We start from the raw sequence: 14,907 nt of genomic DNA on the forward strand, positions 1-14,907 counted from the left end.
GGCGGACGAGAAATACTGCCAAATGAAAGGAATTATCTTTTAAAATGAAAATATCATTATTTCGCTTCAATCGCCAATGAAAGCGCGGCCCGACAGCTCGGTTCTATGGGAAAGATCACACTTGGCGCCAGCTGCTCTCTTTTCAATCCGATTAATGCTTTCATCTGACGCGGTCGGGCGAAAACCGTAAGTCCGCGCATGATAAAGCCGTCCTGTACGCGATCCTGTTCGTCGAACGCCAGCGCCACGATCACTCTGGCTTTGAATCTGCCGGCGGAACGACCGACGCCGACTTTACATCCCTGTCGATACAATGCGTCAAACGCCTGATTGAAGCGGCGCAATTGCCACCAGCCGAGGGCGATTTGCAACAGCCAGGCGCCTATCGCGCATGAAATCAGTAACGATGCCGGCGTCATCCTGTACCTCCTGAGTGCCTCCGGTATCCGTAGCGGTATACCGGAGGCGTTGGTTTTATCAAAACATGACCTGCCCGCCGGTGATATTAATTGACTGACCGGTGCAGTAGGAAGCCTTGTCGCTGGCGTAGTATAAAAGCGTGTTCAGCACATCCTGATAATCGCAGCCGCGTTTTAACGGCACTTTATCAATGTAATACTGCTCCACTTCTTCCGGCCGGATGCCCAGTTTTTGGGCATATTGCGGCAATAACGACTGGAACATGGGCGACTTCAGCAGGTTGCCCAGCATCAGTGAATGGACGGTGATGCCGTACTCCGCCAAATCCAGGGCCAGCGACTGGGTCAGTCCCACACCGCCGAACTTGGCCGCGCTGTAGCCGGAATTGTGCTTGCTGCCCACCTTCCCCGATTTAGAGTTAATCTGGATAATACGCCCGGCGACGCCGTCGCGGATCATCAGCTTGGCGAACTCGCGGGCGCACAGGAAATAGCCCACCAGATTCACCTGTAAAGAGAGATCGAAATCGTTGAGCCGGAACTGCGTAATGGGCGCGGCTTTGGCTATCCCCGCGCTATAGACCATAAGATTGACCTGGCCGAATTGGGCGTCGACCGCCTGCGCCAACTGTTCAACCTGCTCTTCGCTGGTGGCGTCGGCGCCAAAACCGCAGGCGTATCCCGCGCCGTATTGCGCATTAATCTTTTCCGCTACCTGCATGGCGTGTTGAGCGTTCAAATCAACAACCGCTACCTGATAACCTGCATCAGCCAGACCTTCACACAGGAACGCACCGAGGGTTTGCCCCCCGCCGATGACGACCGCAACCTGTTTCATATACATCTCCCACCCAAGGTTTAAGAAAAAATCGTTAATTTGCCGCCGACTTTGATATCGGTCGGCGTCGTGCCTGCAACATGCAATGAACCGGGAAATTCCGCCTCGGTCGCGCCATCGAAACGGATGGTGACATGACCCAATTCGCGCAAATTTTGTGTCGCCACCGAGCCGACCGCCGTAATCGGATAGACTTTATCCTGTAACATCAGCGAGTTGCCTGCGCGTAGTTCGCCGCGCAGATCGCCATGCTGGTGGATAAAGCAGAAGGACTCGATGTCTTCGGGCGCCCCTTCGCGAAAGGTGATCATCATGTCTTCGGTCAGCGCCTCAGGGGCGTTGTCGCCAATACGGGTAAATATCGTTTGAAAAACCGTGTTCATACCGACTCCCACAACCGCTATTGATAGATAAAACCGGATACGACCCAGGCCAGCAGTACGGTCGGCGCGCCGGTAAGAAAGCGGCCCACCAGTACGGAAGGCACCCCGACGCGCACGGTGTCCTGTTTCGCTTCCGCCAGCGACAGACCGACGGGGATAAAATCGCAAGATGCCTGGGCGTTAATCGCGAACAGGGCGGGCAGCGCCAGCGCGGGAGGAATGTTTCCCTGTCCAATCTGTACGCCGACCAGCACCCCGATGACCTGGGCGATCACCGCGCCCGGCCCGAGAAACGGAGACAACAGGGGGAAGGAGCAAATCAACGCCAGCGTGACCAGCCCGATCGGGCTGTTTGCCAGCGGCGTCAGGCTGTGCGCGATCACGTCGCCTAATCCCGACGCCATGATGATGCCGATCAGCGCCGAGACGAAGGCCATAAACGGCAGAATCGTCTTCAGTACCGTATCGATGGTTTCCCGTCCCGCCTGGAAAAACACGGCGACCACCGACCCCATGCCCATGCCGATTTTCGCCAGCAGGCCATCGCTCTGCTCGGTAATTTTCTTGCTGCTGTCGTAGTCCCGGACGAGGCCGGGGGCGGATGAACCGCTCTTCGTGTTTTCTTGCTGCGATGGGGCAGCGGCCGCAGGCGCATCCACCCGGTGGATATTCTTCTCACGCACGCCGGAGACATAAATATCTTCCACGATGAACTGCGCCAGCGGGCCGGATTTGCCGGTCGAATGAATGTTGATCGTCGGGATCCGGCGCTTGGGATAAATGCCGCAGCGCAGCGTGCCGCCGCAGTCGATCACGGCGACGCCGATCTCTTCCGCCGGCGGTTCGCCGTCTTTAAAGCCATCAACGGCCGGCCAGCCCGTCAGTTCGCTCAGGCGATCGACGATGGCCGGGCGCGTTCCCGCGGTGATATAGACGATTTTTTTACCCGGTACGGCTTCAATCAGCAGGGGGCCGCCCCAGCCGCTTTCGCCTTTTTCGATACGAATCACGTTACTCATGATGGTGTTCCCCGTTAAAGCTGAACCTGACGGTCGAGCTGGATGCGCATCTTGCGTTCAAATAGCGTGGTGGTCAGATCCGTGATCCAGCCGCGGAAAAAGTTGCTTACCATACCGACCAGCAGGTAGCTCACCGCCAGCGGCCCCAACGGCAGGCCAAGCGTAGTCAGACCATTGGCGATACCGAGATAGACGAACAGTTCCCCGGGATTGATGTGGGGGAACAGACCGTTCATCGAGTGACAGCTATAAGACGCGGCGGCGTAGTAACTGGGTTTGTACTTCTCCGGCATAAAGCGGCCCAGGCTTAAGGTCATGGGGTTACAAAAGACGAAGGTGCCGATAACCGGCAATAACAGATAGCGAGAGATCGGGTTGCCGGCACAGCGTTGCGCCAGGCGTTCGATCCGATCCTGACCGACGAATACGATCAGGGCATTCATAATAACGAGCAGGCTAATCAATAAGGGCAATATGCCGGTGACCATACCGACAAACACTTCCCCGCCTTTTTGAAACAGGCCGATGAACCACTCAGCCCCGTGGGTGATGACGTCTATCATTATGTGCTCCTGTTTCCTCTGGTTGGTGCCGCAGGACGCTAAACCGCGTGTTGTTTGTTTTCGTACTATCAAAATATATCCAAATGTGTTTTTTAAATTTTAAATTGATCACACTTTGAAAGTTATTTCGTTCATTATGAAATATAAGTGAGAAATGATTGTTGAACGCATTGCGTGGAGGAAGAGAGCAATGAAGATTTATCTCGATAAGGCGGATATCACCGTCGTTGAACGACTGGCGCGTATCTTGCCGCTGGCCGGCATCACGACGAACCCGAGCCATCGGGTAAACCGCTGCATGAACCGTTGCCGGCGTTGCATCAGGTTCTGGAGGGAAAAGGGGAGGGTGATCGCCCATCGGGCAGAGGATATGGGTAAAGCGGCTTTGCTGATGCGGCAATACGTTGGCGATTTGATTATCAACGTTCCCGCTACCGCTGCGGGACTGGCGGCGATAGAAAAATTTGATGCTGACTGGCAGGGGGGCTTTTGGCGGTATGAAGTTATAAGCAGGTAAAATCTTTCATAATAAAAGAAACTCCCGGCCTGAAGGCGCGGCGGGCAGCATGGCGATAATGAAAAATATAATCAAATGAGATATGTTCTTTTTTATCGGCAACGATTGTTTTGGGGCGGCGCGGTATGCTTGCGCGGCCGTTTTCCCCAGATTCAAACAGTATGGCAGGGAGATTTATGAACGCCGCCGAGACGGTTGCTACTCCGCGAGTGCTGGTGGTGGACGACCATCGCAAGATCCGCGAGCCTTTGGCTGTTTACCTGCGTCGCTATGGGTTTGATGTACGCACCGCCGAGCATGCGGCGGCGATGTGGCTGATTTTAAAACAGCAGTCGTTCGATATCGTCATTCTGGACGTGATGCTTCCCGACGGGGATGGCATGGAACTGTGCCGTCAGTTGCACCGGCGTTTTAATATGCCGGTCATTCTTCTGACGGCGCGCGACGCCATGGACGACCGAGTCCGGGGATTGGACCTGGGCGCGGATGACTATGTCGTCAAGCCGTTTGAACCTCGTGAACTGGTGGCGCGCATCCATAGCGTTCTGCGTCGTCTGGGGTCGGGTCGCGCGGCCGACGCGGCTCCACGCGATGACAAAGCGCTGCTCAAGTACTGTTTCGCCGGTTTGCAGTTTATGCCGGCGACGGGCGTACTCAGCGACGTCAACGGCGTCGGCGTGCAATTGAGTACGATGGAAGGACGCCTGCTGTGGGCCTTTCTGCAATATCCCAATGCGGTGTTGAGTCGCGACCGGCTGATCGACCTGTGCGTTCGCCCCGGCAACGATGTATTCGATCGGGCAATCGATCGGCAGGTCAGTCGCCTGCGCAGTAAGCTCGCGCATTTCCTCAATGATAGCGAATTGTTGATTACCGTCTGGGGCAGTGGTTACCTGCTGGCGTCCGACGTGAGCGTACACTCGCGATGAGCTGGCTGCCCAGGCGTATGGCCAACCAGCTGGCGCTGCTGCTGGTGGCGGCGTTGGCGGCGTCGAATCTTATCGCCATGGCTTACGTCCAGCTTACGGGGGTTTTGCTCCACCCGGTGTCGCGCACCCTTGCGCTGGAGCGCTTAACCATCGCCTATCAGGCCGCTCACCGCTTATCGCCCTCCGACGCCGACCAACTGCTGGTTTCCATGAACGCCAATGACGCCCGTTTCTGGATGGACGCTCACCCCGAAATTACGCCTTTCGACATGCGGGAAGAGGAGCGCCGGTTGATGGCGGATCTGAGCTCGCGGCTGCCTGCGGCGGCGGACATGAGTATTGTCATGCAGCTTGAACGTACCGACGGCGGACTGGCGCGCGGCCACTTTTTCAGCCCGATTCGTTGGGATCCGCTGCGGCTTCGCACCAGCATCCGGTTGCCTGACGGGCGCTACCTCAATGGGGTGCAACATCCGCTTCAGGCATACGAATGGAGCCGTTTACTCTCCTATTCGCTGCCCGTGACCAGCGTACCGGTATTGTTGATTGTCGTATTTTTCATGCGGCGGGTGGTGCATCCCGTCAAGGCGCTGGCCGCGGCGACCGAACGGGTTAGTCGGGGGGAGCGGATGGCGCCGTTGCCTTTGTCCGGCCCCCTTGAAGCGCGCGAGCTGACCCAGGCATTCAACGTGATGCAGGAACGGATTGCCCGTCATATCGAGGGGCGTACCCGCATGCTTGCCGCCGTCAGCCACGATCTCAATACGCCTATCACCGAACTGCGTTTGCAGGTGGAGTTGCTGGAGGCCGGCCCGGCTCGCGACGACATGCTGGAAAGCCTGAACGAATTGAGCGCCATGACGCGCGAAACCCTTAACTTCGTGCGCGGTGACGCCATGCAGGAGCAAACGAGCAGTCTGGCGCTCACCGCCATGCTTGACGAGTTGGTCCGGCGATATCGCACCATGGGACGGCGGGTGCAATGGACGGGCGCCGAACCGATTGAGATCCGCTGTCGTCCTCTGGCGCTCAAGCGCGCGCTGACTAATCTGATCGATAATGCGTTGATCCATGCGGGCGACGCCACGCTTAGTCTACAGCGCGGGCCTGAGGGCGTGTGTATTGAAGTGCGCGATCACGGCCCGGGGATTGCGCCTTCCGCCCTTGAGCAGGCTTTCGAACCTTTTGTGCAACTGAACCCGTCCCCGGCGCGCGACGGTGCGGGGATCGGCGCCGGGATGGGATTAGGGCTGTCCATCGCCCGCGCCTGTATTCATGCGCACGGCGGCGAGCTGATCCTGGAGAATCGCCCGCCCGCCGGGTTGTGCGCCGTCGTGCGGTTGCCGCCCGGTTAGAAAGCGATGGTGGTGCCGAACCAGAATGTGCGGCCGTAATTGACCGTACCGTAAGTTTCGTCGTCCAGACGCTTGTCGTTCAGGTTGTAAATCGCCGCATTGAGCGCCACGTCGCGGGTCAGCTGATAAGAGCCGCCGATGTCCGCCGTGGTGTAAGCCGGCGACGGTTCATTATTGATGGTATTCCCGAACTCTTTACCGTAGTAGTTCACCGCCGCCCAGGCCTGAGCCCGATCGGAAATATTCCAGTCAGCCCGCAGGTTGGCCTTGTTCTTGGGAGTCAGGGCCAGAGGGGCGCCGGCGTTCGTACCGCTTCTCTGCTCCGAGTCGGTATAGGTAAAGTTGCCTTTCAGCGCCAGCGAGGGGACGATCTGCCAGCGTCCGTTAAGCTCCACGCCTCTGATCACCGCCTTGTCGATGTTGATGCGATCCATGATGATGTAACCGTTCCAACGTTCGTCAGTGGTCAGCGTCGAGAGCTTATCCTTGAAGTCGTTGTAGAAAACCGTGGCGCCGGCCGAGAGATCGTCGCGGTTGGACCACAATGCCGATAGCTCATAGTTGGTGCTGCTCTCAGGTTTGAGGTTCGAATTGCCGAACATAACGTAGGTGTTGCGTCGCAGCACGGCGTAGTCATCGACGACGGCCCGCAGTTCGGGAGCCTTGAAGCCCCGGGCGACGCCGCCTTTGACGGTCCATTCATCGTTCAGATGCCACACCCCGTAAAGGCGGGGATTGAAATGACTGCCGTATTGCTCATGGTGGTCGAGACGAAGGCCGGTGGTAAGCGCGAAACTGTCGGTGATGCGCCATTCATCCTCGGCGAACAGGGCTTTTTGCACCACCTCGAATGTGTAGTTTTTCCGATCGCCGAGGCCCTGGTTCCAGTCTTTGAGCGAACTCTGGTTCCATTGCACGCCGACGCTGGTGATGTGGTAATCGGTCGGGGCGACCAGTTTGGCGTCGAACACAGTGTTCCTGATTTCCGGTTTGCGGCCCAGCACGTCCGTCTGGCTGGCGCTGGCGACGCCCTGACGGCTGGTTTTCTCCTGCGACAGCGCAACGGTCGATGTGGCCCAGCTCCAGCGTCCTTCGTGGGACACCGACCAGTGATCGCGGTTGTTTTCCTGTTCTCTTGTGGCCCAGTTGCGGCTGACGCCGTCGCCGTTCTTCAGACGCGTGGCGCCCGCTTCCAGCAGTATGTCGTGATTCGCCGTGGGGGTGAACGCCAGGCGCGCGGTCAGATCTTTATGGTCGGCTTGGGTAAAACCGTTGGTGTTTTGCACATCATCGTCGCCCTGGCGATTAAGATAGCGCCCCCACACCTGCAAGCCCAACACGTCCGGGGCGAGAGGGCCGCTGAGGTAAAACTGGGTCTGGTTCGCGTTGCCCTGATCGCTGTGCTGACGGGCTGAATAATCATAAGAAACCGAACCGCCCCATTGGCGGGAGACTTTGCGCGTAATCACGTTGATCACGCCGCCGATGGCGTCCGAGCCGTAGAGTGAAGACATGGGGCCGCGGATCACTTCGATACGTTCGATGGCGGCGGCGGGCGGCACGAAGCTTTGCTCATACCCGGCGTTGCCGTTGACGCGGGAGTCGCGCCCGCTCTGGCGTTTTCCGTCCACCAACAGCAACGTGTAATCGCCGGGCATGCCGCGGATGGAAATATCGGTTTCATTGGCGCCGCCGTTGACCACCACGCCTTCCACATCACGCACCGCATCGCCCAGATTCTGCATGGATCGCTTGCGCAGATCTTCGCCTTTGATCACCGTGATTGAGGCGGGAGCGTCCTCCTGGTTCTGTTCATAACCGGCGGCGGTGACCACCAGCGTTTCCGGTTCGGTTACGGCCTTCTGGTCGCCGGTTTGTTCTTCGGCATAGGCGGCGACAGGGCAGAACAAAGCCAGTTTAACGATAACGGCCAGCGACCGTTGGTGAAAGCGGGGTTGCATAATGGGAAATGTCTCTCGAAATATATACGGAATGCAAATCATACGCATCCGCATTATTAAAGGTTGGACAAGGTGTGACAGACGGGATTGGGGAGACGGAAAGAACGGGGATCGATTGGGGCGGCCGAGCGCGCGGTAAATAAAAAACGCCTGCCGTTGCCGACAAGCGTCTTTCAAATCAACTAAATACCAGCGTGAATCAGTTCATGCCGTATTTTTTCAGTTTCTTACGCAGAGTACCGCGGTTGATACCCATCATCAGTGCGGCGCGGGTTTGGTTGCCGCGGGTGTATTGCATCACCATGTCTAACAGGGGTTGTTCAACTTCAGCCAATACCAGCTCATACAGGTCACTCACGTCCTGACCATTCAATTGGGCAAAATAGTTCTTCAGTGCCTGTTTAACCGAGTCGCGCAGGGGTTTTTGGGTTACCTGTGCCTGAGAGTTTACGGTGGAAACGGTCAGTACGTCAGAATTCACGCGTTGTTCGAACATAGTTCTGTCAGCTCTTTTTCTGTTTACGCAAGATTTTCAAAATATGCCTCCAACGCCTCCAGCTGCTCGCCGGCATCCTCAATGGCGTTGAATGTGCGCCTAAACTGGTCGTTTGGGGCGTTCTCCCGGAGATACCAGGATACGTGCTTACGAGCAATACGGAATCCCTTGCCTGGACCATAAAAGTCGTGCAATTCCCGTATATGCTTGATCAGCAAGCGCTTGACCTCTGCCAACGGCATAGGCGGCAGCAACTCCCCTGTGTCCAGATAATGCTGGATTTCCCGAAAGATCCAGGGTCTTCCCTGAGCGGCTCGTCCTATCATCAGGGCATCCGCCCCGGTGTAATCAAGAACCGCTCTGGCTTTATGCGGGTCAGTAATGTCGCCATTCGCAATAATGGGAATGGAAACGGCCTGCTTAACTGTCCGAATACTGTCGTATTCCGCCGAGCCATTGAACAGGCACGCTCGCGTGCGTCCGTGAATGGTCAGAGCCTGAATACCACAATCTTCAGCCAATCTGGCAATCTCTACACAGTTACGGTGCTCCGGCGCCCAGCCGGTACGGATTTTTAGCGTTACCGGTACGTCTACCGCTTTCACTACCGCCGAGAGGATCTGTTTGACCAAATCCGGATACTGCAATAACGCAGATCCTGCCATCTTGCGGTTCACCTTCTTTGCCGGACATCCCATATTGATGTCGATGATCTGCGCGCCGAAATCCGTATTGACTCTCGCCGCGACAGCCATTTCATCCGGATCACTGCCGGCTATCTGCACGGCCCTGATACCGGGTTCATCGCTATGTACCATGCGCAAACGCGACTTATCCGAACGCCAGACTTCCGGATTGGAAATCAGCATTTCGGACACGGCCATTCCAGCGCCCATCGAATGGCAAAGTGCTCTGAATGGGCGATCGCTAATGCCGGCCATCGGCGCGGCTATCAGGCGATTTGTTAGCTGAAATTGTCCAATGCGCATAGACAAAGAGTGACCATACTGTGTCTGCAAGGGCGCGTATATTACGCATTTTTTACGTGATATGAAAGGCCAAACTTTGACCAATTTGCCGAAGACGATCAAAGAAAATGTGTTTCATTCTTCCAGATGAAAATATTATCTATATTTAACAATAGGTTTTATCTATTTGTGAGTTTTTTTTGTGCAGGAAAATATTCCTGGCGCATCGCAATTTATCTGTAATTTGCGCTGATTTAAGCAGGAGTAACGATGATATTCAGTATTCGCAGGGGATTGCATTGTCAATAAACAAACAACAGCGATAAATTTTTGCACCATAACGCAGCAAGCGCAGGGCTTCCGGTGTGAATCGGCCGGAGCCCAGGCGAAGCGGTAAGATTAATTAACGATAACGCGGCCGTTTAGCGGCTGCACCGGGCGATTATTGGCATGATGCATGGCCGCGGCGAATTTGGCCGTCTGCGCCGCCGAAATCGTGGCCGGTTTATCCAGCACCAGCCAGCGAACGCCTTCTGAACAAGGCGGCGTGGTGAGCGAGCCGCTGAAACGGTAGTAGTTCAGCCGTTCCGCCGACGGGATCAGCGCGCCGATATTCAGCGGCGTGGTTAACAACGCTGAACTATTGAGCGTTAACGGCATCTGGCGCCAGGCATTTTCCAGTTCCTGATTGGCCTCGCCTTGTTCAAACATCAGCGCCATGACCGTCAATGCGCCCTGTTGGTCTTTGTAGACAAAATGGGCTTCCAGCGGAAAGGTTTTGCCGTCGATCTCGTTCTCGCTGGGGGCGTGGAAATGGAACTGCTGGAGAGTGAAAGTATCATTATCAATGGTTAGCGTATTGCCCGCGCTGACGTCCACCTGGATGGTATGGCCATTGTTGACGATATGCTGCGTCCCGGTCTGATAAGACAGTTTTAAGTCATCGTGGGCGGTTTTCAGCGCGCCGTGGATATCAATGGGAGACTGGTTCTTACCGTTGTCACACAGAGAAAAATCGGGCGAAAGCTTGCCCCAGTGCGCAGGCGACCCTTGTCCTTCATAGCTCCAGTGGGCGTGTTCCGATGCTTGCAGTGAAAAACAGGCGGTAAAAGCCAGGGCGGCCAGTAGTTTGTACTTCATTTTATGATCCATTTAAACGATATGATGATTCAACTCAACGGCTTGAGCGACCGATGATGTTTTACGAGGCTTGAGGATACACCTACATTTTAAATGGTTAAGGCGCTGATGAAAAAATCGGTCAGAAACGGATAATTCCGATCTTTAAAGGGGAGATGGCGGGACGTTTTCTCTGCCGCCGACGCAAGCCCTCCCACGGGCAGGGGAGGGAGAGCACGGCGGGGTTGCTGCCTTACTTACGGATACCGGTAATCCGGCACCATTCCTCTTTTTCCGCGATCGGATCAAGCTGGAATTTGTCCTGATAGGCTTGCGCGACGCTGGCCGCCTGCGTGGCCAGCACGCCTGACAGGCCAAGATGTCCGCCGGATTTCGGCAGTACGCTGATTAACGGCGCCAGTTCGCGCAGCGGGCCGGCCAGAATATTGGCGACCACCACGTCGGCGCTGAGGTTGTCCGGCTGATCTTGCGGCAGGTAAAGCTCCAGACGGTCGGAAACGCCGTTTCTCTGCGCGTTGTCGCGGCTGGCCTGGATCGCCTGCGGGTCGATGTCGATGCCGATAGCGCGGGCGGCGCCCAGTTTTAACGCGGCGATAGCCAGGATGCCGGAGCCGCAGCCGAAGTCGATGATGGTTTTTCCCTGTAAGTCCAGCCCATCTAACCATTGCAGACACAGCGCGGTGGTGGGGTGGGTGCCGGTGCCGAAGGCCAGACCCGGATCGAGCATCACATTCACCGCCGTCGGATCGGGGATGTCGCGCCAGCTCGGGCAGATCCACAGCCGCTCGCCAAAGCGCATCGGGTGGAAGTTATCCATCCATTCGCGCTCCCAGTCCTTATCTTCCAACTGTTCGATTTTATGCTGGAATCCGACGCCCAGCAGGGGTTCCCGCTCCAGCGCCGCAATGACGTCCGCCATCTCGGTTTCCGCGTCATATAAGCCGATGACATCGGTATCGCCCCACAGGCGGGTTTCACCGGGCAACGGTTCGAAGACGGGCGTATCGTGCGTATCCTGGAAGGTTACGGACACGGCGCCGCTCTCGACCAGTGCGTCACCCAGTTGTTCGGCATTGCTGCCGGAGGTGTTTATTTTCAGTTGAATCCACGGCATAGCAGTCTCTATTACATTTAAAGTGAATGGGGAGCGGTAACCGGTTCTGGTACGCGATGTCCGAACCGGTTGCCGATAATAAACGCCAGCAGGCTTAACGTCAGCGCCGGCACGATAGGATGAAAGCCCGCCAGATGCAGATTAAAGCTGGCCAGCGCCGTATAACAGCCCGCGCCGCTGAGCATCGCGCATAATGCGCCCGTGGCGTTGGCGCGCTCCCAATACAGCCCAAGCACCAGCGGCCAGAGGAATACGGCTTCCAGTCCGCCGAAGGCCAGCAGGTTTAGCCAGATAATCATCTCTGGTGGCCGCCAGGAGGCGATAAGCACCAATAAGCCCAGCAATAGGGTGGTCATGCTGGAAAGTCGCTTGATATGCCTTTCATTGCGAATTTGCTGCGGGCGAACGCTGAGATAAAGATCTTTTATTATGGTGGCGGAAGCCTGAAGCAGATGGGCGTTGATATTGGACATGATCGCCGCCATCGGCGCGGCGAGGAATATCCCGGCCACCAGCGGCGGCAGAACGGACACCATCAGCGCCGGCAATACCTGATCCGGAATGGTCAGATCGGGCATAATCGCCCGACCCAGCGCGCCGGACAGGTGCATGCCCAGCATCAGGATGCCGATCACGATGGTGCCGATAATAATACCACGATGCAGCGCCTGACTGTTGCGATAGGAGATGCAGCGCACGGCGGTGTTCGGCAGGCCGACGACCCCGAAACAGACCAGCACCCAGAACGAGGTCATAAACGGCATCGACAGGATCTGATTGCTGCCCTGCGGCGTGACCAGCGCCGGGTCGATGGCGTGGAGTTTATCCACCGCGCTGTGCAAACCGCCGGCGGCGTGAACCACGCCTACTAATAAGATGATCGTCCCCAGCAGCATCACGATGCCCTGCATGGCATCGTTCAATACGCTGGCGCGGAAACCGCCGAATGCGGTATACAGCGCAATGGTGACGCCGAAAATAAGCAGGCCGATATCGTAGGGAATATTGGCCGCGGTCTCCAGCAGACGCGCGCCGCCAATGAACTGTACCGCCATGGCGCCGATAAAGGCGACCAGCAGGCTAATGCTGGCGAACCAGACCAGCAGCCGGCTGCCGTAGCGGGCGTACAGCATATCGTTGAGAGTGATGGCGTTATAACGTCTGGCGAGAATCGCGAATTTTTTGCCCAGAATACCCAGCGACAGCAGCATGGTGGGCAACTGGATCATGGAAAGCAACACCCAGCCCAGGCCGTACTTGTAAGCCGCGCCGGGGCCGCCGATAAACGAACTGGCGCTCACATAGGTGCCGATAAGGGTCATCGCCAGCACGAAGCCGCCCATGGAGCGGCCGCCGAGAAAATACTCATTCAGAAAGTTGCCGGCCTGCCGACGACGGTAGGCGTAGACCGACAGCCCGAACACCAACAGCAGATAGCCCAGCAGCGGCAGCAGCACTTCACTTTGCATCGTCATTCTCCAGTGAGATATCGTGGAAGATGAAGCGAACCATCAGCCAGCACAGCAGAGTGAAGACCAGAGGCAGCAGCAGGCAGGCCATTTCAAACCAGTGAGGAAGCCCGGTAATGCCCTGAGCGTTGTCAGGCAGATAAGCAGTAAGAATCCAGGCAACCAGATAAGCCAGCGTCAGGCCCATCGCCCAGCGGGCTTCCCGGTGAGCCTGAAGAAAACGAATGTCCATTTTTCCCCCATAGTCAGGCCGGCGTCATAGCGAAACCGGCAAATTTTACTCTGTGTCGTCGGGTCGCCCTGCCTGAACTGATAAAAAAGCAAAAAGGCCGGTTTTCACCGGCCTTTTACGATCATAACGGCAGGGACCGCAGTCGTGGTATTTACTGTAACCCGAGTTTTTTCTCCAGATAGTGGATATTGGTTCCACCTTTCTGGAAGTTCTCGTCGTCCATGATCTTCATCTGAAGTTCGACGTTGGTTTTGATGCCGTCGATGATCAGCTCCGCCAGCGCATTTTTCATGCGCGCGATCGCCACTTCACGGGTTTCGCCGTAAGTGATCAATTTCCCGATCATGGAATCATAATACGGCGGAACGGTGTAGCCGGCGTAGATATGGGATTCCCAACGCACGCCGAAGCCGCCCGGCGCGTGGAAACGGGTGATTTTACCCGGGCTCGGCAGGAAGGTATTCGGGTCTTCGGCGTTGATGCGACATTCCACCGCATGGCCGCGAACGTGAACGTCTTCCTGCTTGATGGACAACGGCTGACCGTCGGCAATGCGCAATTGCTCCTTGATCAGATCCACGCCGGTAATCATTTCGGTCACCGGGTGTTCCACCTGAATACGGGTATTCATTTCAATAAAGTAGAACTCGCCGTTTTCGTACAGGAATTCGAACGTACCGGCGCCGCGATAGTTGATATCGATACAGGCTTTCGCGCAGCGTTCGCCGATAAACTTACGCTGTTCGCTGGTGATGCCGGGCGCGGGCGCTTCTTCCACCACTTTCTGGTGACGGCGTTGCATGGAGCAGTCGCGTTCAGCCAGATAAATGGCGCCGCCCTGACCGTCGGCCAATACCTGAATTTCCACGTGACGCGGATTTTCCAGGTATTTTTCCATATAAACCATGTCGTTATTGAAAGCCGCTTTGGCTTCCGCACGGGTCATATTGATGGACTGTTCCAGCTCTTTATCGCCGCGCACCACGCGCATGCCGCGACCGCCGCCGCCGCCGGAGGCTTTGATGATCACCGGGTAGCCGATACGTTTGGCAAAGGCGCGGTTTTTATCCATGTCGCCGTCCAACGGGCCGTCGGAACCCGGCACGCAAGGTACGCCGGCCTTTTTCATGGCGTTGATAGCGGAAACCTTATCGCCCATCAGGCGGATGGTTTCGGCGCGCGGACCAATGAAGGTAAAGCCGGAGCGCTCGACCTGTTCGGCAAAATCGGCATTTTCCGACAGGAAGCCATAGCCGGGGTGAATCGCGGCGGAACCGGTGATTTCCGCGGCGGAGATAATCGCCGGGATATTCAGGTAGCTTTTGGTGGACGGCGCCGGACCGATACACACGGTTTCATCCGCCAGCAATACGTGTTTCAGATCGCGATCCGCGCTGGAGTGAACGGCGACGGTTTTGATGCCCAGCTCTTTACAGGCACGCAAAATACGCAGCGCAATCTCCCCGCGGTTGGCGATAACGATTTTATCTAGCATGGTAAGCCC

16 protein-coding genes are annotated in these 14,907 nt (G+C 56.6%); 3 read left to right on the forward strand and 13 right to left on the reverse strand.

The window, feature by feature from the left end; translation table 11 throughout:
• Window positions 1–56: 56 nt before the first annotated feature.
• The 5 genes from gutM to srlA are packed head-to-tail and all read right to left on the reverse strand — an operon-like array spanning window position 57 to window position 3,222.
• Window positions 57–419: a transcriptional regulator GutM gene (gene gutM / locus ABRZ28_RS15925; protein WP_319605128.1), complete on the reverse strand. Its 363-nt coding sequence runs from the start codon at window positions 417–419 to the stop codon at window positions 57–59.
• Between the two features lie 58 nt (window positions 420–477).
• The gene (gene srlD, locus ABRZ28_RS15930) at window positions 478–1,257 is read right to left on the reverse strand and encodes a sorbitol-6-phosphate dehydrogenase (RefSeq protein ID WP_319605129.1); all 780 of its coding nucleotides are present in this window, start codon (window positions 1,255–1,257) and stop codon (window positions 478–480) included.
• 20 nt (window positions 1,258–1,277) lie between these two features.
• Entirely contained in the window at window positions 1,278–1,640 is a 363-nt protein-coding gene (srlB, locus tag ABRZ28_RS15935; RefSeq protein ID WP_319605130.1) for a PTS glucitol/sorbitol transporter subunit IIA, read from the reverse strand.
• 17 nt (window positions 1,641–1,657) lie between these two features.
• Window positions 1,658–2,659, reverse strand: a complete 1,002-nt coding sequence (gene srlE / locus ABRZ28_RS15940) for a PTS glucitol/sorbitol transporter subunit IIB (protein ID WP_319605131.1) — start codon at window positions 2,657–2,659, stop codon at window positions 1,658–1,660.
• Window positions 2,660–2,673: 14 nt separating this feature from the next.
• Window positions 2,674–3,222 carry a PTS glucitol/sorbitol transporter subunit IIC gene (srlA, locus tag ABRZ28_RS15945; protein WP_330520878.1) on the reverse strand — a complete coding sequence of 183 codons (549 nt, stop codon included), beginning with the start codon at window positions 3,220–3,222 and terminating at the stop codon, window positions 2,674–2,676.
• A 190-nt stretch (window positions 3,223–3,412) separates the two neighbouring features.
• Between srlA and ABRZ28_RS15950 the strand changes: the two genes are divergently transcribed.
• The 3 genes from ABRZ28_RS15950 (at window position 3,413) to ABRZ28_RS15960 (ending at window position 6,023) form a co-directional block, all read left to right on the forward strand.
• Window positions 3,413–3,739, forward strand: a complete 327-nt coding sequence (locus ABRZ28_RS15950; protein ID WP_330520880.1) for a beta/alpha barrel domain-containing protein — start codon at window positions 3,413–3,415, stop codon at window positions 3,737–3,739.
• Between the two features lie 176 nt (window positions 3,740–3,915).
• Window positions 3,916–4,668: a response regulator transcription factor gene (locus tag ABRZ28_RS15955; RefSeq protein WP_330520881.1), complete on the forward strand. Its 753-nt coding sequence runs from the start codon at window positions 3,916–3,918 to the stop codon at window positions 4,666–4,668.
• 17 nt (window positions 4,669–4,685) lie between these two features.
• On the forward strand, window positions 4,686–6,023 hold the full coding sequence (locus ABRZ28_RS15960) for an ATP-binding protein (RefSeq protein ID WP_330520882.1): 1,338 nt from the start codon (window positions 4,686–4,688) through the stop codon (window positions 6,021–6,023).
• Here the strand turns inward: ABRZ28_RS15960 and ABRZ28_RS15965 are convergent.
• From ABRZ28_RS15965 to accC, 8 genes are all read right to left on the reverse strand, one after another.
• On the reverse strand, window positions 6,020–7,984 hold the full coding sequence (locus tag ABRZ28_RS15965) for a TonB-dependent receptor domain-containing protein (protein ID WP_330520883.1): 1,965 nt from the start codon (window positions 7,982–7,984) through the stop codon (window positions 6,020–6,022). The genes ABRZ28_RS15960 and ABRZ28_RS15965 overlap by 4 nt on opposite strands.
• 199 nt (window positions 7,985–8,183) lie before the next feature.
• Window positions 8,184–8,480 carry a DNA-binding transcriptional regulator Fis gene (fis, locus tag ABRZ28_RS15970; protein ID WP_005975342.1) on the reverse strand — a complete coding sequence of 99 codons (297 nt, stop codon included), beginning with the start codon at window positions 8,478–8,480 and terminating at the stop codon, window positions 8,184–8,186.
• A 23-nt stretch (window positions 8,481–8,503) separates the two neighbouring features.
• Complete coding sequence (gene dusB / locus ABRZ28_RS15975) at window positions 8,504–9,469, reverse strand: tRNA dihydrouridine synthase DusB (RefSeq protein WP_319605136.1); 966 nt, start codon at window positions 9,467–9,469, stop codon at window positions 8,504–8,506.
• Window positions 9,470–9,847: 378 nt separating this feature from the next.
• On the reverse strand, window positions 9,848–10,588 hold the full coding sequence (locus tag ABRZ28_RS15980; RefSeq protein ID WP_319605137.1) for a carbonic anhydrase: 741 nt from the start codon (window positions 10,586–10,588) through the stop codon (window positions 9,848–9,850).
• Window positions 10,589–10,820: 232 nt separating this feature from the next.
• The gene (gene prmA / locus ABRZ28_RS15985) at window positions 10,821–11,702 is read right to left on the reverse strand and encodes a 50S ribosomal protein L11 methyltransferase (RefSeq protein WP_319605138.1); all 882 of its coding nucleotides are present in this window, start codon (window positions 11,700–11,702) and stop codon (window positions 10,821–10,823) included.
• A 17-nt stretch (window positions 11,703–11,719) separates the two neighbouring features.
• Window positions 11,720–13,171: a sodium/pantothenate symporter gene (gene panF / locus ABRZ28_RS15990; RefSeq protein WP_330520889.1), complete on the reverse strand. Its 1,452-nt coding sequence runs from the start codon at window positions 13,169–13,171 to the stop codon at window positions 11,720–11,722.
• A complete protein-coding gene (locus ABRZ28_RS15995) occupies window positions 13,161–13,403 on the reverse strand; it encodes a YhdT family protein (RefSeq protein WP_319605140.1) in 243 nt (80 codons plus the stop codon). The genes panF and ABRZ28_RS15995 overlap by 11 nt, the downstream gene beginning before the upstream one ends.
• A 151-nt stretch (window positions 13,404–13,554) precedes the next feature.
• Window positions 13,555–14,898 (reverse strand): acetyl-CoA carboxylase biotin carboxylase subunit, encoded by a 1,344-nt coding sequence (gene accC / locus ABRZ28_RS16000; RefSeq protein WP_319605141.1) that lies wholly within the window; start codon window positions 14,896–14,898, stop codon window positions 13,555–13,557.
• Window positions 14,899–14,907 lie beyond the last annotated feature (9 nt).

It is taken from the genome of Brenneria sp. g21c3, assembly GCF_040240345.1.
Classification (GTDB): Bacteria; Pseudomonadota; Gammaproteobacteria; order Enterobacterales; family Enterobacteriaceae; genus Brenneria.

Coding starts and splice junctions, on each gene's coding strand:
- gutM (WP_319605128.1), bottom strand. CDS start 419: ATGACGCCGGCATCGTTACTGATTTCATGCGCGATAGGCGCCTGGCTG.
- srlD (WP_319605129.1), bottom strand. CDS start 1,257: ATGAAACAGGTTGCGGTCGTCATCGGCGGGGGGCAAACCCTCGGTGCG.
- srlB (WP_319605130.1), bottom strand. CDS start 1,640: ATGAACACGGTTTTTCAAACGATATTTACCCGTATTGGCGACAACGCC.
- srlE (WP_319605131.1), bottom strand. CDS start 2,659: ATGAGTAACGTGATTCGTATCGAAAAAGGCGAAAGCGGCTGGGGCGGC.
- srlA (WP_330520878.1), bottom strand. CDS start 3,222: ATGATAGACGTCATCACCCACGGGGCTGAGTGGTTCATCGGCCTGTTT.
- ABRZ28_RS15950 (WP_330520880.1), top strand. CDS start 3,413: ATGAAGATTTATCTCGATAAGGCGGATATCACCGTCGTTGAACGACTG.
- ABRZ28_RS15955 (WP_330520881.1), top strand. CDS start 3,916: ATGAACGCCGCCGAGACGGTTGCTACTCCGCGAGTGCTGGTGGTGGAC.
- ABRZ28_RS15960 (WP_330520882.1), top strand. CDS start 4,686: ATGGCCAACCAGCTGGCGCTGCTGCTGGTGGCGGCGTTGGCGGCGTCG.
- ABRZ28_RS15965 (WP_330520883.1), bottom strand. CDS start 7,984: ATGCAACCCCGCTTTCACCAACGGTCGCTGGCCGTTATCGTTAAACTG.
- fis (WP_005975342.1), bottom strand. CDS start 8,480: ATGTTCGAACAACGCGTGAATTCTGACGTACTGACCGTTTCCACCGTA.
- dusB (WP_319605136.1), bottom strand. CDS start 9,469: ATGCGCATTGGACAATTTCAGCTAACAAATCGCCTGATAGCCGCGCCG.
- ABRZ28_RS15980 (WP_319605137.1), bottom strand. CDS start 10,588: ATGAAGTACAAACTACTGGCCGCCCTGGCTTTTACCGCCTGTTTTTCA.
- prmA (WP_319605138.1), bottom strand. CDS start 11,702: ATGCCGTGGATTCAACTGAAAATAAACACCTCCGGCAGCAATGCCGAA.
- panF (WP_330520889.1), bottom strand. CDS start 13,171: ATGCAAAGTGAAGTGCTGCTGCCGCTGCTGGGCTATCTGCTGTTGGTG.
- ABRZ28_RS15995 (WP_319605140.1), bottom strand. CDS start 13,403: ATGGACATTCGTTTTCTTCAGGCTCACCGGGAAGCCCGCTGGGCGATG.
- accC (WP_319605141.1), bottom strand. CDS start 14,898: ATGCTAGATAAAATCGTTATCGCCAACCGCGGGGAGATTGCGCTGCGT.